Below are 21,337 nucleotides of genomic sequence, written 5' to 3' on the forward strand. Positions count from 1 at the left end.
CGATGGACCGCCAAGACGTGGACCGACCGACTATCGACCGCCAAAACATCGTGCCGCCCGAAATGCAGGCCCTCGTCGAGCGCGCGGGCTATCTGCCCGGGGTGCGCGTAGGCCATCTGCTCTTTTGCGCGGGTCAGGTCGGGCGCGACGCGGATCTGGCGGTCATCGCCGATCCCGAGGCGCAATTCGAGGCCTGTTGGCACAACCTCGCCCGCGTGCTTGCGGCGGCGGGTTGCGGTTTTGAGGATGTCATCGACATGACCAGCTATCACATTGACATGGCGCGTCACCTGCCGCTCTTCCGGCAGGTCAAGGATCGGGTGTTCCCGCGCGGGACCTGCGCCTGGACTTGCCTTGGCGTCTCGGAGCTGGCGGTGCCGGGGCTGCTTGTCGAGATCAAGGTGACGGCGCTGATCCCCGAGGCGGCGCGGGCGGGCCTTTAGCCCAAAGCGGCGCTGTCGGCGCGAAACCGCGCGGCCCAGTCGCGGTTCAACCCGTCGGCCAACCGGGCGACCTCGGGCACGAGATGGACCGACGCGGGCAGCGTCACGCCCAAGGCGCGGCAGATCGCGGCGATGGTCTCGGTCGGGCGCGCGGCAAGCTCTTCGTAAGCGACGGTCATGGGCGTGATGCCTTGCGCGGCGAACCACGCGCGCCAGGCCGCGTCATAAGCCTCGAGCGCCGCGAGCTTCGCGCGGATCCGGGCAAAGTCATATTCGGGCGCTTGCGGGGGCGAAAGCCGTTCAAGCTCGCGGCCATCCGCCGCCCGGTGCCAGAGCCCGGTCTGCTCGGCCTTGACCAGCGAAATCGCCTGACCGAGCTTGTCGCTGCGCGTCAGATGCAGGTAGCTCACCCGCCCGAAAGCCGCCGCCAGCCGCGCCTGATCCGAGCCCGCGCCGGGATGAACCGCGCCAATCAGCGCGAGCAACCCCGCGAGATCCTTTTGCATCAAACGCAACCCGAAAACCCCGGTGCCCCCGCTGCCCGCCGCAATCGCCGCGTCGAGATAGGCGGCGGCATAGCCCTTCGTCCTGGACAACTCCGGCGCGGGCAGCTTCCACTCAGCGCGCCAGACCGGATCAACCGGGTCCATGAAGAAGGAATCGGGCGTTCCCGCGACACCCGAGGCCGCGAGAAGCTCGCACAGCAAGGTGCTGCCGCTGCGCGGGGTCGCGCAGATGAGATAGCTCACTGAGGCAGAGGACATGGCCGACCTTTGATGACATCCAAAGCCGCTTTGCCCGAATTTCCCCGCCGCCACAATGCGCCCGCATCGGTGGCGCGGATGGCGCTGGGATCAGCCGCGCTCGGGCAAAGCCGCGATGCTCGCGATCTCGATCAGGCGGCGCGGATCGCCGAGATCGGCGACCCCGATCGTGGCGCGGGCGGGCAGGTCCGCGCCGTCGAGCCAAGCCAGCCAGACCTCGTTCATCGCCGCTTTCTGCGACATGTCGGTGAGGTAAATCCGGGCCTGCAACAGCTGCGTCTTATCGGTGCCGCAATCGGCCAGCAGCCGGTCGAGCTTGTCGCAGATTTCCTGCGTTTGGCCCTTGATGTCTTGGTCGATGTCATGGGCGGCGTGGCCGCTGATATAGAGCACGCCCTGATGTTGGACGGCGGCGTGAAGATGGGCGGCCTTGCGGTGGCGTTGGATCATGGTCTGTCCTGTCTGTCGTCTGATTTTGATGTGTTTTCGCGCGCTTACGCGCCCGGCGCATAGGGCGAGAGATCTTGCTCGGCGGGCGCGCCGGTCAGCAGATCGGCGAGCAGTTTCCCGGCATAGGGGCCGATCGAAATCCCGCCCGCGCCCAGCCCGTTTGCGACCGAAAGCCCCGCGATCCCCGGCACCCGGCCAAAGATCGGCTTGATCGTCGGCCCGGCTGGGCGAAAGCCGATGCGGGTCTCGATCAGCTCGGCCTGCGCGAGCCCCGGGCAAAGCGCCATGCCCGCGCCCAGAACCTCGGCCTGACCGGCGGCGGTGACGCGGTAGTCAAAGCCCGAGTCGTTTTCGCGCGTTGCCCCCACCACGACGCGGCTGTCGTCGAAGGTCAGCATGTAATAGCTGCTCATCGGCAAAAGCACCGGCCAATCAGCGGTCGCGGTGCCATTGAGGCGCAGATGCACGATCTGGCCCTTTTGCGGCTTCACCGGATGGTCAATGCCAAGCGGCGCGAGGATCTGCGCCGCCCAAGCGCCGCCCGCGACGATGATCTCATCGGCCTCAAGCCGCGCGCCCTGACCGTCGCGCAAGATCACGCCATCCTCGCGGCGTTCCAGCGTGACGTAATCGCTGTGATAGCGCGCGCCCAAAGCGACCGCCGCGCGCAGCATTGCCGCCGAGAGAAGGCGCGCATCGACGCGCGCACCTCCGGGCAGGAACCAGGCGGGCAGATCGCCCTTGAGGACCGGGAATTTCGCCTGCGCCTCGGCGGGGCTGAGAAGCTGGACCTCGCCCGCCTCGGGCGCGGTCTTGACGCGAGCGGCAATGCGCGCGCCCGCCGCGTCGAAATCGGCGCGGTTTTCCGAAGTTACCAGCGCGCCGACCTTGCGATAGCCGAGATCGCGCTCGCCCTGCGCATCAAGATAGCCGACGAGATCGCCGTAAAAGCGCGCGCCTGCGGCATACATCTCGTACCATTTCGGCTCTTCGACCTGCGTGGCCCAAGGGCAGACGATCCCCGCCCCGGCCATGGTCGCCTTGCCGGGATGGCCGTGGTCATAGACCGTGACCTCGACTCCCGAGCGCGCCAGTTGCAGCGCGGTGCTTGCGCCAAACATCCCCGCGCCAATCACGATTGCTCGCATCTTTCGTCCTTCCTTGCGCCCCCGCGCGGGGGCCGTCTTGCTGCTTTGCCGGAAGCGCGCCCCCGGCGAAGCGATCAGTCCACGCTCACGCCCGACATCCGCCCGGTGCCAAAGACCGCAGGCACATAGCCTTTCACATCCTTCGACACGACGATCAGCTGATCCGAGCCGCCAAACATCACCGCCGGAACCTGATCATAGAGGATATGCTGCGCCTCATCATACAGCTTGGCGCGCTCGGCCTGATCGCTGATCGCACCGGCCTTGGCCATGACCGCGTTGAAGTCGGGATCGCACCACGAGCCGACATTCGACGGGCTGGGCACGCCCTTGGAATCGCAGGTGAAATAATTGTTCGGGATCTGGCTCGGATCGGGGAAATCCCAAGTGCCGCCAAACATCGCGACCTCGGCCTCGTGGTTGCGAGCGCGCTGGATATATTCCGCCCATTCATAGCTCACGATCTCGGCCTTGACCCCGATCGCGGCCCAATCGGCCTGCACCATCTCGGCGGCGCGGCGGCCATTGGGCATATAGGGCCGCGCGACCGGGATCGCCCAAAGCTCGGTCGACAGCCCATCGGGATAGCCCGCCTCGGCCAGCAGCTTCTTGGCAAGCGCGGGGTCATAGCTATAGGGCTTGAGATCATCGGCATGGCCCCAAAGCGAGGCCGGGATGACTGAGCCGGTGGGCTTGCCGAGCCCGCTGAACACGACCTCGACCAGCGCATCCATATTGATCGCATGGCCAAGCGCCTGCCGCACGCGCAGATCCTTGAACTTGTCGAGCCCGAAGTTGAAGCTGATGAAGCCGGTCGAGGGGATCGGGACATGGACGAGATCGAGCTTCTCCGAAGCCTCGATCTGAGGCGCGTCGGTCAGGTTCGGATAAAAGGCGATGCCGCATTCCCCCGCGAGCGCGCGCTGGACGCGGACCGAGGCATCGGGGCTGATCGCCATAATGATCGCATCGACCTTGGGCATGGCGCTGTCTTTGCCCGCCGCCACGCCCCAAGTGCCCGCGAAGGGCAGCAGCCGCACGATCGAGTCGCTCTGATAGGCCTGAAGCTGGAAGGGGCCGGTGCCAATCGGCTCGCGGTCGAATTGTTCGGGCTTGCCCGCCTTGAGCAGAACATCGGCATATTCCGCCGAGGTCATCGCGATCGAGCCATGCGACATGATGCCGATAAACGGCGCGAGCGGCGCCTTGAGGTGGAAAACCACCGTATAATCATCGCGCTTTTCGACGCTGTCGATCGCATCGGCAAGCTTGGTCGCGAAGGTGATGTAATTGCCGCCGTTGATCTCGTGATAGGGATGGCCCGGGTCCATCATGCGCTGGAAGGTGAAAAGCACGTCATCGGCGTTGAAGGGGCGGCTCGGGGTGAAATCGGCATTGGCCTGCCACGCCACATCCTTGCGCAGATGGAAGGTGTAATCCTTGCCGTCGGCGCTGACCTCCCAGCTTTCGGCGAGCGAGGGCTCGATGGTCGAGCCGCCCGGCGCGACCTCGACCAAAGTGTCATAGATCTGGCCAAGAACGGTCGCGGTGGTGCCGCTGCTCGACAGATGCGGGTTGAAGACCTCGGGCGAGCCCTCGAGGCAGACGGTCAGCGTCCCGGCCATCGCAGGCGCGACCCCCAGCGTCAGCGCGGTTCCCCCCAGCGTCAGCGCGGTCCTCAATGTCAGCGCGGCCCCCAATCTCAGCGCAGTTAAAGCCGGAACTGGCAATTTCATCTCGATCTCTCCCTCTTGCGCGCCCCATGCGGGCAGATCGGCACTTCCGGCTGTCTCGCTCGGTTGGCGCACCGCTTTCTCGAAAAGTCACATTGCGCAACATGAAGGTCAAATGCATTGTTGGCCGAGCTGCATAACCAAAACTCATGGGACCGCGATGAATATCCGCCAGATCGAAGCCTTTCACGAGACGATGGAGACCGGCTCTGTCACGCGTGCAGCGGAACGGCTGGGCGTGTCCCAGCCCGCGATTTCGAAACTGCTCAAGGCCTTGATGGAGGATTGCGGCTTCCAGCTTTTCCATCGCAAGGGCGGGCAGCTGGTGCCGACGCGCGAGGCTCAGCTGTTCGCGACCGAGGTCGCGGCGCTGTTCAACGGAACGCGGCGGTTGAAGAAAGTCGCGCAGGCGATCCGCCAGAACGAGCTGGGCGAGGTCAGCGTCGCCGCGCCCCCTGCGGTGGTGACGCGGTTTTTGCCGACCGCGCTGGCCGAAGGTTTGCAGGACCTGCCCGATCTTCTGGTGCAAATCGTCTCGCGCCCCTCGCCTCAGATCATCGACATGGTTGGGGCGGGGCTGCTGGATCTCGGCGTGGTCACGATGGCAACGGATCGCCCCGATCTTGAGGCCGAGCATCTGGCGACGCTGCCGCTCATCTGCCTCTTGCCCGCGGACCATCCGCTGACCGCGAAGGCTGAGCTCTGCATCGAGGATCTGCGCGAGCAGCCCATCGTCACTTTGCCCTCAAGCGATTGCACCTTCAGCCGCACCGATCGCAGCTTTCAGATGCGCAGCGTGCCGATGGGGCGGCGCATCGAAGTGCCCTATTCGGAAACCGCCGCCCATATGGTCGCGCAGGGCGTCGGCGTGGCGATTGTCGCGCCTTTCGTCGGTCTGGAATATGGCCCCGACCGCATCGCGCGGCGCCCCTTGCTGCCTGCCGATCACATTGATCTGTGGCTGCTGCGTCCCCGCAACCGCGCGCTGTCTTTGGCGGCGGCGCGGGTGCGTCAGGTCATCCTTGCAGCCTTCGCGCCCGACTGAGCCAAGAGGGGCGCGCAAACGAAAAGGACGGGCCAAGCCCGTCCTCGTCACATTCGCTTTTCATGCCAATCCGAAAGGAACGGATCAGTTTGATTTCGGCGTACCGAGATTGCGGAAATCGGTGTAAGCGCCCTGCTCGCCGGTCTTGCCGTCGACGGTCAGAAGCTTGCCGCTTTCGAGATCATAGACCAGAGCAATCGCCCGCCCATCCTTGCGGCCGGTCGCATTGATCTTGCCATCGCCGCGCGTCACCTTGATGTCGGTGAGGCCCTTCGAGGTCAGGAAATCAGTGACTTGGGTGTCGCTGAGCCGCTCGGTCGAGGCCGGAAGCGAATCTGCGGGAACGGTTGTCACCGTGGTTGTGGTGGTCTGCGCCACAGCGGCGCCTGCCAGAAGCAGGCTGATCGCGCCCACTTTCACCCCGGTGCGAATGATCGAATATTTGTCTTTCAGCATAGGTGCCTCCAATATTTCGATTATCATCCTCAACGCGAAACCCCGGCTTGGGATGCACCGGGTCACGGATATGTGAGGACGGATCGCGCGGCGCCACGGCGCTGCTTGGACTGATTCCCGCCCTGCCCAGAGCGGCAGCCGCGCGGAAATCCGCGCCGCGCCCGGCCGCGAAAAAATCGCCCAACCGGGCACGCCTTGGCGCGAATCGCAAAGATTTCGGCGCGCGTTGCACATCGCGCCCCCGCCGCCTCCCGCAGAGTTTGGCAGTTACAAAAATATTCTTGGGAGGATTTTATGCATAAAATTGCAGCCGGATTGTGCTTTCTGCTGACCAGCACCGCGCTTGGCCATGCCGCGCCGCGCACCGATCTGAGCGCCGCGCAACTGCGCGCGCCCGCCGCAGAAGCAGGCACCGAAGCCGCCACGGAAACCCGGCTTGTCGAGAACGCGGCCTTTGTCGCGCCAGAGGGCGCGGCGGCGGCCTCGGACGGGTTCGAGGGGACGCTGCACTTGGGCGAAACCTTGATGACGACAGAGCCCGCCAAGCTGAAAAGCGACAATCTGCTGGGCAAGGATCCGGCCTATTTCCCGAAAATCGCGATCTCCTTCACCACGGTTAACGGCAATCTCGTGCCGCTGACGCAAGATGTGATCCGCGCGGGCTCGCTGCCCGAGGGCAAGAGCTTTTGGGACACGATCGTCCAGCCCGGCGCCGTCTGGTCCGAGCCCGGCGACGACGGCTGGAACCGCGCCTCTTTCCCCTTCGCGCTGATGCACAGCATCGAGGGCGAGACCCATAACGGCGTCGCGACCTTTCTCTACAAGGGCTCCGAAGTCAGCGCGGTCCGGATGCAGATCGTGAACCAAACCGCACCCTTCTATGTCGAGGATCGCTTCACCGCGGCGGCGACCCTGCCCGCGAGTTTCTCGCCCGAGGTCACCGGCGACGCCAAAGCCGCAAGGCAGACCTTCGAGGCCGCCGAAAAGGACGCCTATCCGACCGCCCCCTGGAGCGAATTCGTCGCGAAATATGGCCAAGAGGTGGCGGATGGTTTCGATGGCACCATCGGCGCGGATGAGCGCGTCGCGGCCGCGATCACCGTCGATGGCACGATGTATGTCAAATATTGCCCGACGCCGATGGGCGAGCTGCCCTATTGCGCGCGCCAGCGCTTCGGCGTCTGGTCGGTGACCAAGGCCGCGACCAACGAGATGGCGATGCTCTCGCTCGCCCAGAAATTCGGCGCCGGGATCTATGACCAAAAGCTGGTCGAGCTGATCCCCGAAGCGAAAGGTCTTGAGGGCTGGGACCGGGTCACGCTTGGCAATCTGGTGAATATGAGCTCGGCCATGGGCTATGGCTCGCATCAGGCCAAGCCCTATACGGTCAGCGATCCCTTCGACGATCATTACTACGCCTGGTATGAAGCGCCAACCACCGCCGACAAGCTCGCGGTCCTGCTGCCCGCCGCCAAGCCCTATCCTTGGCTGCCGGGCGAAGTGATCCGCTACCGCGACGAAGATATGTTCCTGCTCGGCGTCGGCCTGACCCGCGTCGTGCAAAAGCATGGCTATGCCAATGTCTGGGATTATCTCGAAAAAGAGGTCTATGGCCCGATCGGCATTCATTACGCGCCGACCAACAAGACCATCGAAAGCGAGCCCTCCAAGGATCAGTCGCTGATGGCCTATGGTTATTATCCGACGCTTGGCGATATGGCGAAATTGGCCGAGTTGATCCATCAGGACGGCAAATTCGGCGGCAAACAGATCCTTTCGGCCGAAAAGGTCAAGGAGCTGCAGCCGCGCGAGGGCCATATCGGTTTGCCGACCGGCGAGCGGGAGCGGCCCTATTATCACGAGGCCTTCTGGTACAGTCAGATGGATTCGAAATGGGGCTGCGCGCTTTATTATCCGGCGATGACCGGCTTTGGCGCGAATTACGTCGCGATCTTCCCGAAAGACATCACCACGATCCGGATTGCCAAAAACCTCGACAACACCCGGCCCTCACGCACGATGGACAATTTCGAAGAAACCGCCGATGCCATCGCCGATTTGTGCGAGTGATCCCCGCGCCGTTTTGAGCCGTCCTATGCGTATGGCTTTCAAATCGGACCGAAAGGCGAATTGACATGGCACGGGCGGCATTGACGCGCGGATAGCGCGCCACCGTCCTGATCGAGAGCCGCCCGCCTTGCACGTGCAGGGCGGGCGTTTTGATGCCCGCGCCTTTTGCGACTCAGCCCTGTCAGCCTGATTCGCTGCACGCGAATCGCTTTGACTTGCGCCGCGCTGCTCTTTGCCAATGCCGGGCGAGCTTTCGCCGAGACTTGATTCCGCCCGGCGGGGGCGTCGCATCCCTTGCACGACGCTCTAAATATTACCGATATCTATCATAGCGTTACCAAGATAATTTCGCTAAAAATTCAGAAATTGCACGGCTTGCAAAAAACATTTGTCGTCTGGCCGGGCAATCGCGTAACATCAAATGGCGTTCAACAACGAACGCGACCCATCAGCCCCATGCCTTGCGCATTTGCTGATGAAAAACCTTCCACATAATCAAATGCAATCGGTCACTCCGCGTTTTGCCGCGTCGTGATTCTCATTTCCTCACCCAAATCAAAAGGAATTGCATAATGAGCATGGACGGAGCGGGCATTGGCTCGGGGCCGAAGCGTGCGCGCATGCGCTTGGCTATCGATGTTGGCGGCACTTTTACCGATGTTTTCGTCCTCGATTCGGATGGAAATCAGACGGTTGCCAAAGTCCCCAGCACTTCAAATCCCATCGACGCGATTATGAATGGCGCAGAGGCCGCCAATATTGATTGGCATGATGTCGAGCTGTTTACCCACGGCACGACGGTCGCCACGAATGCGCTCATCACCCGCAATTTCAAACCCGCCGCCATGGTCACGACCGAAGGCTTTCGCGATGTTTTGGAAATCGGACGCGGCACGCGAGAGGATCCTTGGGACGCTTATAAAGAGGGCACGCCGCCCTATGTGCGCCGCCGCGACCGTTTTGTTGTCTCCGAGCGCATCAATTATCGCGGCGAGATCATCGAGCCTTTGGACGAGGTTCAGGCCCGCGAAGTCGCCCGCATTTTGCGCAAGCGCGGCGTGACGGCGGTCGCGGTTTGTTTCATCAACGCCTATGTCAATGGCGTGCATGAGGCGCGCATGGCCGAGATCCTCGCCGAAGAGCTGGGCCCCGAGGTCGCGATCACCACCTCGCATGAAACCCATCCCGAGATCTTCGAGGATGACCGTTTCTCGACCACGGTGGCGAATACGATCCTCGCGCCAATCATCCGCCCCTATGCGCGCGACATCGCCCGGCGCACCCGCGATGCGGGCTATGAGGCCGATGTCTTGCTGCTCCATTCGGGCGGCGGCGTGATGACCCCGGCCACGGCCGAGAAATATGCCGCGCGTCTGGCCGCCTCGGGCATTGCGGCAGGCGCGATTGCCAGCAAATATTTCGCCGAGCTCTGCGGCTATTCCAATGCGATCGGGCTCGATATGGGCGGGACCTCCGCCGATATTTCGCTGGCCGAGAACGGCCATCTGCGCACCACCGACAAATGGGAGGTCGATTGGGGCCATCCGATCTGTTTCCCCTCGATCGAGGTTCTGACCATCGGCGCAGGCGGCGGCTCGATCTCTTGGCTCGACAAAGCGGGCTCGCTTCGGAATGGGCCGCAATCGGCGGGCTCGACCCCCGGCCCGGCTTGCTACAAGGCGGGCGGCACCGAGCCCACGAACACCGATGCCAATATCATCCTTGGCCGCGTCGGCAGCTCGCTTGCGGGCGGCAAGAAGGCGCTGGACCGCGACGCGGCGCTCACCGCGATGACCCGGATCGCCGAGCCGCTGGGGCTGGACCATGTCGAGGCCTCGCTTGCGACTTTGCGGGTGGCCAATGCCAATATGGCCGATGCGGTGCGTCTGATCTCGATCGCCCGCGGCCATGATCCGCGCGATTTCGCGCTGGTGGCTTTTGGCGGGGCGGGGCCGCTTCACGGCGTCGATATTGCGCGCGAGCTCAATATCCCAGTGGTCATCGTTCCGCCCAATCCGGGCGTGACTTCGGCGGTCGGCTGTATGCTGGTCGATGTCCAACATGATGTCACTCAGATGTTCTTCCAAGATGCCGCCTCGGCGGAGCCCAAGGACATCGAGGCCGCCTTCAAACTGCTGGAGCTTGAGGGCCGCGACCGTCTGGAGCGCGACGGCGTTGCTGCGAAAGACATGACGTTCCAGCGTTTTGTCGACATGCGCTATCGCGGGCAATGGCGCTCGCTCGCGGTGCCGGTGCCGGGCGAGGTCAAATCGATGGACGAGGCTTTGGCGATCTTTCACGACGAATATGAGAAAGCCCATAACTTCCGCCGCGAGGATTTCCCGGTCGAGATCTACCGCCTCACGGTGCGCGCGATCGGCGTCACCCCGAAGCCGACCTTCCCCAAAGTCGCGATCGACCCGAGCCGCGAGGCCGTCTCGAAAGGCACGCGCGAGGTCTGGTTCCACGGCCAGCAACAGGCGCTGACGACCACGCTTTACGACCGCGAGAACCTGCCTGCGGGCGTCACCATCAACGGCCCCGCGATCATCGACCAGCTCGATTCGACCACCGTCATCCCGCCCGGCGACGTGGCCTATATCGACCAGTGGCTCAACATCCAGATCAAGCTGGGCGCGGCATGACGCGCGCCCCCGCACTCACCCCAATCGCAACAGGAGGAGGACCGGTATGACCCGCTCAACGAAATTTACCGCTTTGTCTGACCAAGGCATCCAACATCCCCCGCCGCCCGAAAAGCGGATGACGGTGTTCAAATCCGAGCTTGACCCGATCACCTTCGAGGTCCTGCGCAACGCCTTCGTCAATATCGTCGATCAGATGGCCGAGCAGCTTTTGCGCACCTGCTATTCCTTCGTGATCTATTGCCGGGACTTTTCCTCCGGGCTCAGCGATCCGCAGGGCAATCTGGTGATGCAGGGCACGGGCGATATCGCCGCCCATGTCGGCACGCTCCATTATACCTGCAAGGCGATCATCGAGGAATTCGGCGATGACATCCATCCGGGCGATGTCTTCATCATCAATGATCCCTTCCGGGGCGGCAGCCATTTCAACGACACCCGCATCCTGCGCCCGATGTTCTACAAGGGCGAGCTGATCGGCTATTCGCAGGCCAATGGCCATTGGGCCGATATGGGCGGCGCGACGCCGGGCTCGTTCAACATCACCGCGCTTGACCATATGGGCGAGGGGCTGCGCATCACGCCGGTTCGGGTCTGGAGCAAGGGCGTCTGGCTTGATGATGTTGCGCGCATGATTGCCGCCAATACCCGCAATCCCGGCGATGTCATCGGCGATATGCAGGCGCAGGCCGAGGCGACCGCCGTCGCCGAGCGCGAGATCCAGCGGCTTTGCGACAAATACGGGGTCGAGACGATCAAGACTGCCTTCCGCGAGGTGCAGGATTGGGTCGAGGTCTTGATGCGCAACCGGCTCGCGGAATTGCCGGACGGGACCTGGTATGCCGAGGATTACATTGATCAGGATCCGAAACTCGAAGAGGGGCTGATCCCGATCAAGATCAAATTCACCATCGACGGCAATCATGCCCATTACGACCTCTCGGGCTCGCATCCCCAGATCTCGACCTTCCTCAATGCGGCCTATGGCGGCTCGTTTGCCGGGATCGTCGCGGGGACGAAATACCAGTTCCCGGACCTGCCGCTGAACTCGGGGCTTTACCGCGCGGTCACGGTCAATGTCGGCGAGCCCGGCACGGTCGTGAATGCCGAATGGCCAAGCCCCTGCGCCGGTTTCTGCTCGGGGCCCTTCGAGAAGCTGATGAATTCGGTCTTTGGCCTTTGGGCCAATATCCTGCCCGAGCGCACGATGGGCTGTGCCTTCAACCTCGAATATCTGCTGGTTGGCGGGCGCGATACCCGGATCAAGGGCCGGCCCTATTTCATGTGGTATGACTGGATGGCCGGCGGCTGGGGCGGGCGCAATGGCCGTGACGGCTTCAACGCCACCGCGCCGGTCTTTGGCGCGCAATATGGCGTCCAGCCGCTTGAAGGTCAGGAAAGGCTCGCGCCGGTGCTGACCAAATGCCACGATTTCGTGCAGGATTCCGCCGGTCCGGGCGAGTCGCGCGGCGGGCTTGGCGCGGAAAAGGGCGGCGCGGTTTTCGAGGGCGAACGCATCGTCGTCTCGTATTGCTGCGACCGCGAGCGCTCGGTGACCTGGGGGATGTGGGGCGGGCTGCCCTCGATCCCGCATGGCGTCTGGCTGAACAAGGGGACCGAGCGCGAGCGCTACCTCGGCTCGATCTTCTCGAACCTGCCGATCGAGCTCGACGATGTCTTCACCCGGCCTTCAGCGGGCGGCGGCGGCGTCGGAGATCCGCTGATGCGCGATCCCCAGCTCGTCTGCGAGGATGTCGCCGATGAATATGTCAGCGTCAAACGCGCGCGGATTGACTACGGCGTCGTCATCCGGGTCATCGACAAGGATCTTTCGCAATACGAGGTCGATGAAGAAGCCACCGTCGCAGAGCGCAAACGCATCGCCGAGGCGCGTCTGGGCTGGCTCGACGAGGATGCGGAATCGGTGGCGGCGCGCTATCGCTCGGGCGAATTCATCGACATGGATTGCATCCGGCAATATGGCGTCATTCTCGATTGGGGCAATGGCAAGCTTCTGGAAAACACCACCCGGCAATTCCGCGAGATGATGAAGCGGCGGGTTGTGCCCTATTGGGGCAAGACGCTGGCGGTGCTGAGCCGCGAAGCCTCGGATCGCGCCCGGGTCGCGGCCTGATCGGTTGGCGTGATCGGTTGGCCTAAGGCGGGTGGTCTCCACCAGATGCCCCCGCCGGAAGCCCGAACCGACGCCGCCACCAGATGCCCGAACCCGATGCCTGAGCGGGGCGCTCCGCTCAGGCAATCCGGCCCGAAGCTGGTCCAACTCTCGGCTAACGCTTTGGCCAAGCCCTTGATCCAGCCCTCGACCAAGCTTTCGGGCCAGCCTCGGGCGATCCCTCCGGGCGATCCCTTCGGCGATCTCTCGGACCCGCCCCCGGCACAGCTCTCCCTGACCAACTGGGCGGCGCGACCCGCCGCCCCTCTCTGGCCCTCGGGCCGATCCTGCGGATTTCCTTTGAACGCCTGACGCGCCCTGCCTTTGCCGCAAAGCCCTTACTTCCGCCCCATCCCGAGACCGCTGTCCTGCCGCAACCCGCGCCAATCCGAGCGCCCGAAGTCGCGGCCCGCAGTCCGGTTCTCATCGCCAAAATGGCAGGCCGAACCCACCTATCACCGATCTCACCCGGAGACCTCTCGCCGGGACCATCTCTCGCGCAAGGCACTGCGGCCGATGGCATCGCAGTCATTCCGCCTTCCGGTTGCCGTCCCCGAAACCGGGTCGTGAAGGCAGTTCACCTTGAGGAGTCGGACCAATGATCAATGCCAAACCCTTTCACGACCTCGATGTCATCTATCACGACGAGCCCGAGGTCCTGCGGCAAGCCGCCGCCGAGGATTTCTCGCTTCATATCGTGCCGCCAAGCTGGCGAAGTTCGCGCTTTTCGCTCTCGATGGCCTGGTTCGGGCTGATGAGCGCGATGTTCTGGGTCGTGGTCGGCAGCACCGTGGCGCTCACCGTCGGCACGATCAACACGCTGATCGGCATCGCACTTTCGACCGTGGTTTACGGCGTCCTTTGCGGGATCGCGGCGCGCTTTGCCGCGCGCAGCGGCACCAGCGTCGCGCTGTTTTCGCGCGCGGTCTTCGGGCAGGTCGGCGCGACCTTCGCGGCTTTGCTCTTTGGCGTCACCATCACCTATTACGCCATTGCCGAGGGCTCGATTGTCGCGATCGCGCTTCAGGATTATTTCGGCGGGCCGATGAGCCTGTGGTATTTCATCGTCTGCCTTTACAGCGCGCCGCTGGTGATGCGCGGCGTGCGAACCTGGCTTGACCGGATCAACGGCATCCTTCTGCCGCTTTACGTCTTCGGCCTGCTGGCCTGCGTGATCTGGGCCATCGCCAAACACGGCTATTCCGGGGCGTGGCTGACCCAGCTTCCCGCCGGTCATGCCGATCTTGGCGTGCCCGGTTGGTGGTTTGCCTTCACCGTCTATATGGGCGTCTGGGTCGTGGTGATGATGACCTGGGATGTCGCGCGCTTTGGCCGCCCCGCAGATGCGCGCTACAATGGCCGCGTCACTTTCGGCATCCCCTTCTTCTTCGTGACCCTGCTCATCAATGGCGCGGTCGGCATGTTCATCGCGGCGACGATCCCGATCAATGGCCCGCTCTCCGAGACCTCGGCGATCATCGGCATTGTCGCGCTGATGGGACCTTTCGGGGTGCTGCTGGTCTGGGCGAGCCAGACGCGGATCAACACGATCAACTTCTATCTCTCCTCGACCAATATGCAGAATTTCTTTGCCCGCGCCTTCAAGATCTCTTGGCCGCGCACGGTCTGGGTGGTGATTATGACCGTGGTTATCTTCCTGATCATGCTGACGAATGTCTTCGGCTATCTGCTGGTCACGCTGCAATTCCAAGGCGTCATTATCGTGGCTTGGGTCGGGGTGGCGATGACCCATATCGCCTGGTGCAAGCTACGCGGCATCCGCGCCGATCAGCTCGAATTCCGCCCCGGACGCGTGCCGCTGGTCAATCCGGGCGGGCTCGGCGCCTGGGTGATCGCCTCGGCGATGGGCTGCTATCTCATGGTCTTTGGCGGCAGTTTCGGCGGCATCTGGGCCCCGCCGATCACGCTGGCGATTGCGGTTGCGATCTATGCCGGCGCGCTTGGCGTGGCGCGGCGCGGCTGGTTTGTCGAGGATCGCCCGCATGATCCGCGCACCGAGGTCGATGACCCGTGGCAGGCCCGCATCCGCTGTCATCATTGCCAGCAGGCCTATATCGCCCATGAGATGGACCGCGACCCTTCCGCCGATCATCAGCCGATCTGTCTGGCCTGCGCCGCCGATCGCAGCGAATTCCTGATCGCCGCCCGCGCCGAGGCCCGCGCCTTTGCCGAGCCGACCGAGGAAACCGGCCTCGCGACGCCCTGACGCCTCGCGATCCTCGCGGGCAAGACCCTCGCCGCGCGCCCCGGTCTCATGGCCAAGGGCGCGCGGCTTTCGTGCAACGCAGCCGTGGCGCAAAGCGCGCGCAGCTTGGCGCTTTCCTTGACAGACGCGCGCGGCTTTCCCAGATTGCCCGCATGAGACAGACCCAATCTGAGACCGTATAAAGCCCCGCGCCATCCTCTCGCCGTCGCAAGGACGTAAGCCAAGAGAGATGACGAGGGGCCGTCTTCAAACGTCACCGCGGGCCAAGCGCCCGCAAGTTTGAATGATGCGCCATGAGCACGCTCATGGCGGACGGTAGGATTCCATCATGAATATCTCGAAAATCGAGCGCCGCGCGCTCGAAATGCTGTCCTTTGGCGGCAGGATCATCGTTGAAAAAGCCGGGCGCACCACTTTGGTCGAGGTCAGTTTCGTCAGCCGCGAGGGCTGGTTTCTCGACGGGATCGGGGAAAAAGAGTTCCGCGCTTTGCGCAGCAAAAAGCTGATCCTGTCGCGCAATGGCGGCGATTACCGCATCACCCGCAAGGGGATCGAGGCCCTGCAACAAGCGCGCCGCCCCTGAGTGCGTCCCTGAGCCAGCCCCGGAGCGCGCCTGTGATCGCGCGGGCCTGTCCCTCGGCACCAGCCGCGCAGGGGCAGGCTTTCCAAGACCCGGGGGGCCGCGCTCAGCCGCGCGGCCCTCTTCTCAGGTGCAAACCCAAGCCTTGCAATGCCGCGCGCGACCTCTTAGGTTCGGGCCTCCCAATCATCGGAGATGCCCTGAACATGGATAAAACCCTCGCCGCCTTCGCCCTTCCGGTTCCGCAGCGAGATGTTTTGCCCCATGACCTCCCCGATTTCTTCCCCGTTTTCCGCCTCCGCCTCCGCCACCGTCACGCTTGCCGGGCTCTCCTGGTCCACGCCTGACGGCCGCGCGCTTTTCAGCGGGCTCGACCTTGGCTTCGGCCCTGAACGCACCGGCATCGTCGGGCGCAATGGCACGGGCAAAAGCACGCTTCTGCGGCTGATCGCGGGCGATCTCGCGCCAGCCTCGGGGCGGGTGCAGGTCACGGGCCGGATCGCGATGATGCGCCAAGAGGCGATGGTCGCGCGCCATGACACGATTGCCGATCTCTTTGGCCTGCGCGCGGCGCTGACGCTGCTGGATCGTGCGGAGGCCGGGCTTGCCTCGCTCGAAGAGCTCGCCGAGGCCGATTGGACCCTGCCCGCGCGGCTGGACGCCGTGCTTGAACGCAGCGGCCTTGCCATCAGCCCCGAGACCCCGCTTGCGACGCTGTCGGGCGGGCAGCGCAGCCGCGCGGCTTTGGCCGGGCTGATCCTCGATGCGCCCGATCTTTTGCTGCTCGACGAACCGACGAACAACCTCGACCGCGCCGGGCGCGCGGCGGTGATCGGGCTGTTGCGCGACTGGACGGGCGGCGCGATCATCGTCAGCCATGACCGCGAACTCCTTGAGGAAATGGATGCGATCGTCGAGCTGACCTCGCTTGGCGCGACGCGTTATGGCGGCAATTACAGCGCCTTCCGCCAGAAAAAGGACGAGGAGCTGGCCACTGCCGCGCGCGGTCTAGCCCATGCCGAAAAGACCCGCAGCGAGATCGCGCGCCGCGCCCAGGACGCCGTCGAGCGCAAGGCGCGCCGCGACAGCGCGGGCGCGCGCGGCCGGGCCAAGGGCGATCAGCCGAAGATCCTGATGGATGCCGCCAAGGGCCGGGCCGAGGCTTCGGCGGGGGCCGGGGCGCGGCTGCGCGAGGCGCGGGGCGCCGCCGCCGATCAGGCCTTTGAGCGCGCGCGGGCGCGGATCGAGATCCTGACGCCGCTTGCGATGGAGGTGCCGCCAAGCGGGCTCGCAGCGGGCCGCGTCGCGCTGCGGCTGAGCGATCTGTGCGGCGGCCATGACCCCGCGCGCCCGCTGATCCGGGGCCTGTCGCTGACGCTCACCGGGCCCGAACGCGTCGTGCTGACGGGTCCGAACGGCAGCGGCAAGACCACGCTTCTCAAGCTCATCACCGGCGAGATCGCGCCGCAATCGGGCCGGGTCGAGCGCCCGGTTCCGATGGCGCGTCTCGATCAGCATATGGCGCTGCTCGCGCCGGGCGAGAGCCTGCGCGACAATTACCGCCGCCTGAACCCCGGCAGCGATGCGGGTCAGGCCCATGCCGCGCTGGCGCGGTTCGGCTTTCGCGCCGCTGATGCGCTGCGCCCGGCGGGGCAACTCAGCGGGGGCGAGCGGCTGCGCGCGGGGCTCGCCTGCACGCTCGGCGGCGCGCCGGTGCCGATGCTTCTGATCCTCGACGAGCCGACGAACCATCTCGACCTCGACGGCATCGCCGCGCTGGAGGCCGCGCTCGCCCGCTATGACGGCGCGGTGCTGGTCGTCTCGCATGACGAAAGTTTCCTGGCCGCGCTTGGGCCAAGCCGTCGGATCACGCTTGGGGCGTGAGGGCGGGCGGCCTCAGCCGCCCTGCCCGACCCGCGCGCGCCCCTGCCGCGCGGCGAGCCAGATCAGCGCCAGCGCGGCGGCGGCGAGCCAAGGCAGCAGCATCAGGTTCAGCCGCTGCCAGCCGAGATGGTTCAGCAGCGTCGCCGCGCCAAAAGAGCAACCGATCCCGATCGCGAAAATCGTCATGTCATTGGTGGCCTGCGCGCGGCCGCGCTCGGCTGCGGTGTAAGTCGTGGTCAGCAGCGTCGTGCCACCGATGTACAGGAAGTTCCAGCCAATCCCGAGCAGCACCAAGGCGCTGGCAAAAGAGGAAAATCCGGTGCCGGTCATAGTCAAAAGGACATGGCCGGTCAGCACCGCGACCCCGGTCAGCATGATGCGCAAGGTGCCAAAGCGGGAAACCAGCGCGCCGGTGAAGAAGGATGGCAGGAACATGCCCAAAACATGCATCTGGATCACCGTGGTCGAGGCGTCGAGCCCGTGGTGATGCGCCTTCATCGCCAAAGGCGTCGCGGTCATGGCAAGGATCATCACGCCATAACCCGTCGCCGCGCCAAAGAGCGCGACAAGATAGGCGGGCTGGCTCACGATCTCGCGCCAGCTTCGCCCGGAGCCCACGGCGGCGACGGGGGCCGCGCCGCCGCGGCCCAGCCCCAAAAGCACCAGCATCGCCGCGATGGAAATCGCGGAAAGCAGCAGGAAAGAGCCCGAATATTCGACCGCCAGAAGCCCCGCGCCATAGCGGCCAAGCAAAGGCCCGAAGAGCGCGGCAATGACGCCGCCCGCCATGACCAGCGAAATCGCGCGGGCGCGGAAGGCGTCATCGGCAACCTCTCCGGCGGCGAAACGGTAAAATTGCGCGAAAGATTGATAGGTGCCGATCAGGAAGGTGCCAAATGCGAGCAGGATCAGCGAGCTGATCCAGATCCCCGCCGCCGCGACCAGCCCGCCCGCGACGCCAAGCCCTGCGCCCAGGAGGAATCCCGGCCGCCGTCCGACCCGCGCCATCCACATCGAGGCGGGAAACATCGCCGCCGCCGTGCCCAGAAACATCGCGCCGACCGGCAGGGTCGCGAGCGCCGGATGGGGCGCGATCTTCGCCCCCGCAAGCGCGCCCACCGCCATCACCATGACCGAGGCGGTCTGGAAGAGGGCCTGTGCGGCGGCAAGGACGAAAACCTGAGCCCGCGCCGGGCTCGCCGAGATCGGACGGGGGGAAATCTGGGGGTCGGGCATCAGCGCGCTCCTGCGGCATTGCCGGAGGACAGGCCGCATGTTATGATTCATTCAATAATTATGTTGAATGAAATAACGTTCCCATGTCCAACCTGTCAATCGCCAATCCGAAAGCGGCGCTCTATGAGCAATTCGCAGGCGTCGCCAAGTCGCTGGGAAATCCGCAACGCCTTGAAATCATCGAACATCTTGCCCAAGCACCGCGCAGCGTCGAGGCCCTGGCGGCTAAGCTGTCTTTGCCCGTCGCCAATGTCTCGCAGCATCTTCAGGCGATGCGCCGGGCCGGGCTTTTAAGCACGAGGCGCGACGGGAAGTTCGTGATTTATCACCTCTCGGGTGACAGCGTGCTCGCGGCTTTCGCTGCGATTCGCGCGGTGGCCGAGCAGCAATCCGCCGAGGTCGAGCGCGTCGTGCGCGGCTGGTTCGACGCCCGTGACGATGCCGAGCCGGTCTCGCATGAGGAACTCTCCGCGCGGATGGAGGCCGATCTCGTCACCGTCATCGACGTGCGCCCCGCCGATGAATTCGCGCTTGGCCATCTGCCCGGCGCGATCAATCTGCCGCTGCAAGAGCTGGTGGAGGATCTGCGGCAGGATCTCGAGGGACATCTCGGGCGGCTTGGCGCGCGGCTTGGCGGGCAGCTTGGCGCGGGCCGTGAAATCGTCGCCTATTGTCGCGGCCCGTGGTGCGTTTTGTCCTTCGAGGCGGTCGCGATGCTGCGCCAGCATGGGCTGCAAGCGCGCCGTCTGAAGGACGGCCTGCCGGAATGGCGCGCGGCGGGCTATGCGGTCGAGACCTGACGCGCCCCGCTCTAAGGCGCCCGGCCAAAGCGCTTGACCCGGCCCTGCGATTGGCAAAAGCCTGACCGCATCGCTGACAACAGGAACTGCCCCATGCCCCAGATCATCGACACCGCAACGCGCAAGCTGCTGGTTCTGGAAGAGACCGGCCCGGCGCTCGAAAAACCGAGCGATGCCAATGACATCCTGTCTCTGGCCAGCGCGGCAGGGGCGGATTTCGTTGCGATTCCAGCGAGCCGGCTCGGCCCCGATTTCCTGCGGCTTGAAACCCGGCTTGCGGGCGAGGTCTTTCAGAAATTCGTAAACTACCGCCTTGGCTGCGCCATTCTGGGCGATCTGTCCGCGGCACTGGCGGCGAGCAAGGCTCTGCGTGATTTCGTCGGCGAGACCAACAAGACCGCGAACAAAGACGGCGCGATCTGGTTCGCGCAAGATCTCGACGCACTTCTGGCGCGGCTGGCCTAGGGCTGCTGGTCGGGGTCAACCGTCCGTCGCCAATCCGTTCGACAAGCTCCCTTCTGGAGCATTCAAGATGATTACCCTCGCCGTCTTACGCTTCGCATCCAGGGTTTGATGCTGTCGCCCATGGTTACACTCATTGCGACGCTCTCCCTCGTCGAATGAGCAGAATTTCGCTGGGAAATACCAAGGTCATGATCTTGATTTCACTCGATGCGCATTCAAACTGAACCGAGTTCCGCTCAAATGGCGAAGTAAATTTCACCTTTTTGTGATGCAGGCAAAATTCCGCCGCAAGTGCGAAAAGCTAAGCGAAGTATCGCAACGGACTGCCTTCCGATTACCGGCATGAATTCCATTAAATCCGACAGTTAGCCGAAGTTATCCATTGTCGAATTAGACGGCAGAATAGACTGAAAGTTTTCTTTTGCGCACGCGGCAGCAATGTTAGCTTCGAAATTGTCAAGAAATAGAAATTGAATTGCTGTTTCTTGATTTAATTCTGCAAATGGAGGACTAAACATGACGAAAGACACTTTCGACACCCATGTCTTCGACATTGCCGGAGACGATCATCTGGACCTCTTCGCTGAAGAGCTTCCCGAACAAGTGCAACTGCTGTCCGACTGCCTCAGCTCGGCAAGTTCGGCAAGCTGCTGCACCTGTACGGGCAGCTTCGGCTCGGTTGGGTCTGTGATCAGCTGCGGCTAAGCAGATCAGCCAAAACGAACGAGAGATAACCATTCGTCTTTTACAAGGCGCATGATCATCTCTCGCCGCGATGGCTTGGCTGGCGGATCTGTTTTCGAGACCGAATCCGTCAGCCTCCACACATATTCTTCATACCATAGCACGATATAAAAGTCCACTGATTCCGCTTTTGCGGGCTCGGAGAAGTTTTCCCAAAAGGCGGCGAAATCCCGCCCATGGAAGGAGAAGTTCCGATGCAGATTACAATCGAAGTGCCATCCGGATTACGCCAATATTGTAATGGCGCGCGAGAAATCAGAGTCTCCGATTCCACGAATTTCCCTACAATGATCATGCAATTGTCGGCGCATTATCCCGGCCTGACCCGACGCATTGTTGCCCCTGGTGGCGGATTTTATGACTTCGTCGGTGTCTTTCTCAATCAGAAAAGTCTCGCCGGAACGGCCTCGGACGAAATCAAGCTTCAGGACGGTGATGTGGTCTCATTGATCCCCGCAATGGCGGGAGGCTAAG

18 protein-coding genes are annotated in these 21,337 nt (G+C 63.7%); 12 read left to right on the plus strand and 6 right to left on the minus strand.

Features of this window, described 5'->3' with window-relative positions; translation table 11 throughout:
• The first annotated feature begins 2 nt into the window (after positions 1-2).
• Positions 3-443, plus strand: coding sequence for a RidA family protein (locus JCM7686_RS19305; RefSeq protein WP_041528154.1), 441 nt, complete (start codon positions 3-5; stop codon positions 441-443).
• Here JCM7686_RS19305 and JCM7686_RS19310 read toward each other — a convergent pair.
• The 4 genes from JCM7686_RS19310 to JCM7686_RS19325 form a co-directional block, all read right to left on the minus strand.
• Positions 440-1,207, minus strand: a complete 768-nt coding sequence (locus JCM7686_RS19310; RefSeq protein WP_020952404.1) for a Stf0 family sulfotransferase — start codon at positions 1,205-1,207, stop codon at positions 440-442. The genes JCM7686_RS19305 and JCM7686_RS19310 overlap by 4 nt on opposite strands.
• Positions 1,208-1,297: 90 nt before the next feature.
• Positions 1,298-1,657 (minus strand): RidA family protein, encoded by a 360-nt coding sequence (locus JCM7686_RS19315; RefSeq protein ID WP_020952405.1) that lies wholly within the window; start codon positions 1,655-1,657, stop codon positions 1,298-1,300.
• A gap of 44 nt (positions 1,658-1,701) precedes the next feature.
• The gene (locus tag JCM7686_RS19320; RefSeq protein ID WP_020952406.1) at positions 1,702-2,805 is read right to left on the minus strand and encodes an NAD(P)/FAD-dependent oxidoreductase; all 1,104 of its coding nucleotides are present in this window, start codon (positions 2,803-2,805) and stop codon (positions 1,702-1,704) included.
• 74 nt (positions 2,806-2,879) lie between these two features.
• Entirely contained in the window at positions 2,880-4,541 is a 1,662-nt protein-coding gene (locus JCM7686_RS19325) for an ABC transporter substrate-binding protein (protein ID WP_020952407.1), read from the minus strand.
• A gap of 157 nt (positions 4,542-4,698) precedes the next feature.
• Here JCM7686_RS19325 and JCM7686_RS19330 point away from each other — a divergent pair, with 157 nt between their 5' ends.
• Positions 4,699-5,583 (plus strand): LysR family transcriptional regulator, encoded by an 885-nt coding sequence (locus JCM7686_RS19330; protein WP_020952408.1) that lies wholly within the window; start codon positions 4,699-4,701, stop codon positions 5,581-5,583.
• A gap of 84 nt (positions 5,584-5,667) precedes the next feature.
• On the opposite strand, the gene JCM7686_RS19335 is transcribed toward JCM7686_RS19330, so the two are convergent.
• Positions 5,668-6,039: a hypothetical protein gene (locus JCM7686_RS19335; RefSeq protein ID WP_020952409.1), complete on the minus strand. Its 372-nt coding sequence runs from the start codon at positions 6,037-6,039 to the stop codon at positions 5,668-5,670.
• Between the two features lie 294 nt (positions 6,040-6,333).
• On the opposite strand from JCM7686_RS19335, the gene JCM7686_RS19340 reads away from it, so the two are divergent.
• The 6 genes from JCM7686_RS19340 (at position 6,334) to JCM7686_RS19365 (ending at position 17,618) form a co-directional block, all read left to right on the plus strand.
• Complete coding sequence (locus tag JCM7686_RS19340) at positions 6,334-8,109, plus strand: serine hydrolase (protein ID WP_020952410.1); 1,776 nt, start codon at positions 6,334-6,336, stop codon at positions 8,107-8,109.
• 572 nt (positions 8,110-8,681) lie between these two features.
• On the plus strand, positions 8,682-10,754 hold the full coding sequence (locus tag JCM7686_RS19345; protein ID WP_020952411.1) for a hydantoinase/oxoprolinase family protein: 2,073 nt from the start codon (positions 8,682-8,684) through the stop codon (positions 10,752-10,754).
• A gap of 118 nt (positions 10,755-10,872) precedes the next feature.
• Entirely contained in the window at positions 10,873-12,888 is a 2,016-nt protein-coding gene (locus JCM7686_RS19350; RefSeq protein ID WP_051201721.1) for a hydantoinase B/oxoprolinase family protein, read from the plus strand.
• 637 nt (positions 12,889-13,525) lie between these two features.
• Complete coding sequence (locus JCM7686_RS19355; protein WP_020952413.1) at positions 13,526-15,154, plus strand: purine-cytosine permease family protein; 1,629 nt, start codon at positions 13,526-13,528, stop codon at positions 15,152-15,154.
• A 328-nt stretch (positions 15,155-15,482) separates the two neighbouring features.
• Positions 15,483-15,737, plus strand: a complete 255-nt coding sequence (locus JCM7686_RS19360; RefSeq protein WP_020952414.1) for a YjhX family toxin — start codon at positions 15,483-15,485, stop codon at positions 15,735-15,737.
• Positions 15,738-15,998: 261 nt separating this feature from the next.
• The gene (locus tag JCM7686_RS19365) at positions 15,999-17,618 is read left to right on the plus strand and encodes an ABC-F family ATP-binding cassette domain-containing protein (protein ID WP_020952415.1); all 1,620 of its coding nucleotides are present in this window, start codon (positions 15,999-16,001) and stop codon (positions 17,616-17,618) included.
• A 12-nt stretch (positions 17,619-17,630) separates the two neighbouring features.
• Here JCM7686_RS19365 and JCM7686_RS19370 read toward each other — a convergent pair whose 3' ends face one another.
• On the minus strand, positions 17,631-18,854 hold the full coding sequence (locus JCM7686_RS19370; protein WP_020952416.1) for an MFS transporter: 1,224 nt from the start codon (positions 18,852-18,854) through the stop codon (positions 17,631-17,633).
• An 83-nt stretch (positions 18,855-18,937) separates the two neighbouring features.
• Here JCM7686_RS19370 and JCM7686_RS19375 point away from each other — a divergent pair, with 83 nt between their 5' ends.
• The 4 genes from JCM7686_RS19375 to JCM7686_RS24115 all read left to right on the plus strand — a co-directional run bounded on the left by JCM7686_RS19375 (position 18,938) and on the right by JCM7686_RS24115 (position 21,336).
• Positions 18,938-19,654 (plus strand): ArsR/SmtB family transcription factor, encoded by a 717-nt coding sequence (locus JCM7686_RS19375; protein ID WP_020952417.1) that lies wholly within the window; start codon positions 18,938-18,940, stop codon positions 19,652-19,654.
• A 93-nt stretch (positions 19,655-19,747) separates the two neighbouring features.
• Positions 19,748-20,119 (plus strand): DUF4180 domain-containing protein, encoded by a 372-nt coding sequence (locus tag JCM7686_RS19380; RefSeq protein WP_020952418.1) that lies wholly within the window; start codon positions 19,748-19,750, stop codon positions 20,117-20,119.
• A gap of 516 nt (positions 20,120-20,635) precedes the next feature.
• Positions 20,636-20,824, plus strand: coding sequence for a hypothetical protein (locus JCM7686_RS19385; RefSeq protein WP_020952419.1), 189 nt, complete (start codon positions 20,636-20,638; stop codon positions 20,822-20,824).
• 233 nt (positions 20,825-21,057) lie between these two features.
• On the plus strand, positions 21,058-21,336 hold the full coding sequence (locus JCM7686_RS24115; protein WP_158442383.1) for a MoaD/ThiS family protein: 279 nt from the start codon (positions 21,058-21,060) through the stop codon (positions 21,334-21,336).
• Position 21,337: the final 1 nt, after the last annotated feature.

It is taken from the genome of Paracoccus aminophilus JCM 7686, from assembly GCF_000444995.1.
Classification (GTDB): Bacteria; Pseudomonadota; Alphaproteobacteria; order Rhodobacterales; family Rhodobacteraceae; genus Paracoccus; species Paracoccus aminophilus.

Coding starts and splice junctions, on each gene's coding strand:
- JCM7686_RS19345 (WP_020952411.1), top strand. CDS start 8,682: ATGAGCATGGACGGAGCGGGCATTGGCTCGGGGCCGAAGCGTGCGCGC.
- JCM7686_RS19375 (WP_020952417.1), top strand. CDS start 18,938: ATGTCCAACCTGTCAATCGCCAATCCGAAAGCGGCGCTCTATGAGCAA.
- JCM7686_RS19335 (WP_020952409.1), bottom strand. CDS start 6,039: ATGCTGAAAGACAAATATTCGATCATTCGCACCGGGGTGAAAGTGGGC.
- JCM7686_RS24115 (WP_158442383.1), top strand. CDS start 21,058: ATGCAGATTACAATCGAAGTGCCATCCGGATTACGCCAATATTGTAAT.
- JCM7686_RS19340 (WP_020952410.1), top strand. CDS start 6,334: ATGCATAAAATTGCAGCCGGATTGTGCTTTCTGCTGACCAGCACCGCG.
- JCM7686_RS19355 (WP_020952413.1), top strand. CDS start 13,526: ATGATCAATGCCAAACCCTTTCACGACCTCGATGTCATCTATCACGAC.
- JCM7686_RS19325 (WP_020952407.1), bottom strand. CDS start 4,541: ATGAAATTGCCAGTTCCGGCTTTAACTGCGCTGAGATTGGGGGCCGCG.
- JCM7686_RS19365 (WP_020952415.1), top strand. CDS start 15,999: ATGACCTCCCCGATTTCTTCCCCGTTTTCCGCCTCCGCCTCCGCCACC.
- JCM7686_RS19320 (WP_020952406.1), bottom strand. CDS start 2,805: ATGCGAGCAATCGTGATTGGCGCGGGGATGTTTGGCGCAAGCACCGCG.
- JCM7686_RS19360 (WP_020952414.1), top strand. CDS start 15,483: ATGAATATCTCGAAAATCGAGCGCCGCGCGCTCGAAATGCTGTCCTTT.
- JCM7686_RS19370 (WP_020952416.1), bottom strand. CDS start 18,854: ATGCCCGACCCCCAGATTTCCCCCCGTCCGATCTCGGCGAGCCCGGCG.
- JCM7686_RS19330 (WP_020952408.1), top strand. CDS start 4,699: ATGAATATCCGCCAGATCGAAGCCTTTCACGAGACGATGGAGACCGGC.
- JCM7686_RS19305 (WP_041528154.1), top strand. CDS start 3: ATGGACCGCCAAGACGTGGACCGACCGACTATCGACCGCCAAAACATC.
- JCM7686_RS19310 (WP_020952404.1), bottom strand. CDS start 1,207: ATGTCCTCTGCCTCAGTGAGCTATCTCATCTGCGCGACCCCGCGCAGC.
- JCM7686_RS19315 (WP_020952405.1), bottom strand. CDS start 1,657: ATGATCCAACGCCACCGCAAGGCCGCCCATCTTCACGCCGCCGTCCAA.
- JCM7686_RS19350 (WP_051201721.1), top strand. CDS start 10,873: ATGACGGTGTTCAAATCCGAGCTTGACCCGATCACCTTCGAGGTCCTG.
- JCM7686_RS19385 (WP_020952419.1), top strand. CDS start 20,636: ATGACGAAAGACACTTTCGACACCCATGTCTTCGACATTGCCGGAGAC.
- JCM7686_RS19380 (WP_020952418.1), top strand. CDS start 19,748: ATGCCCCAGATCATCGACACCGCAACGCGCAAGCTGCTGGTTCTGGAA.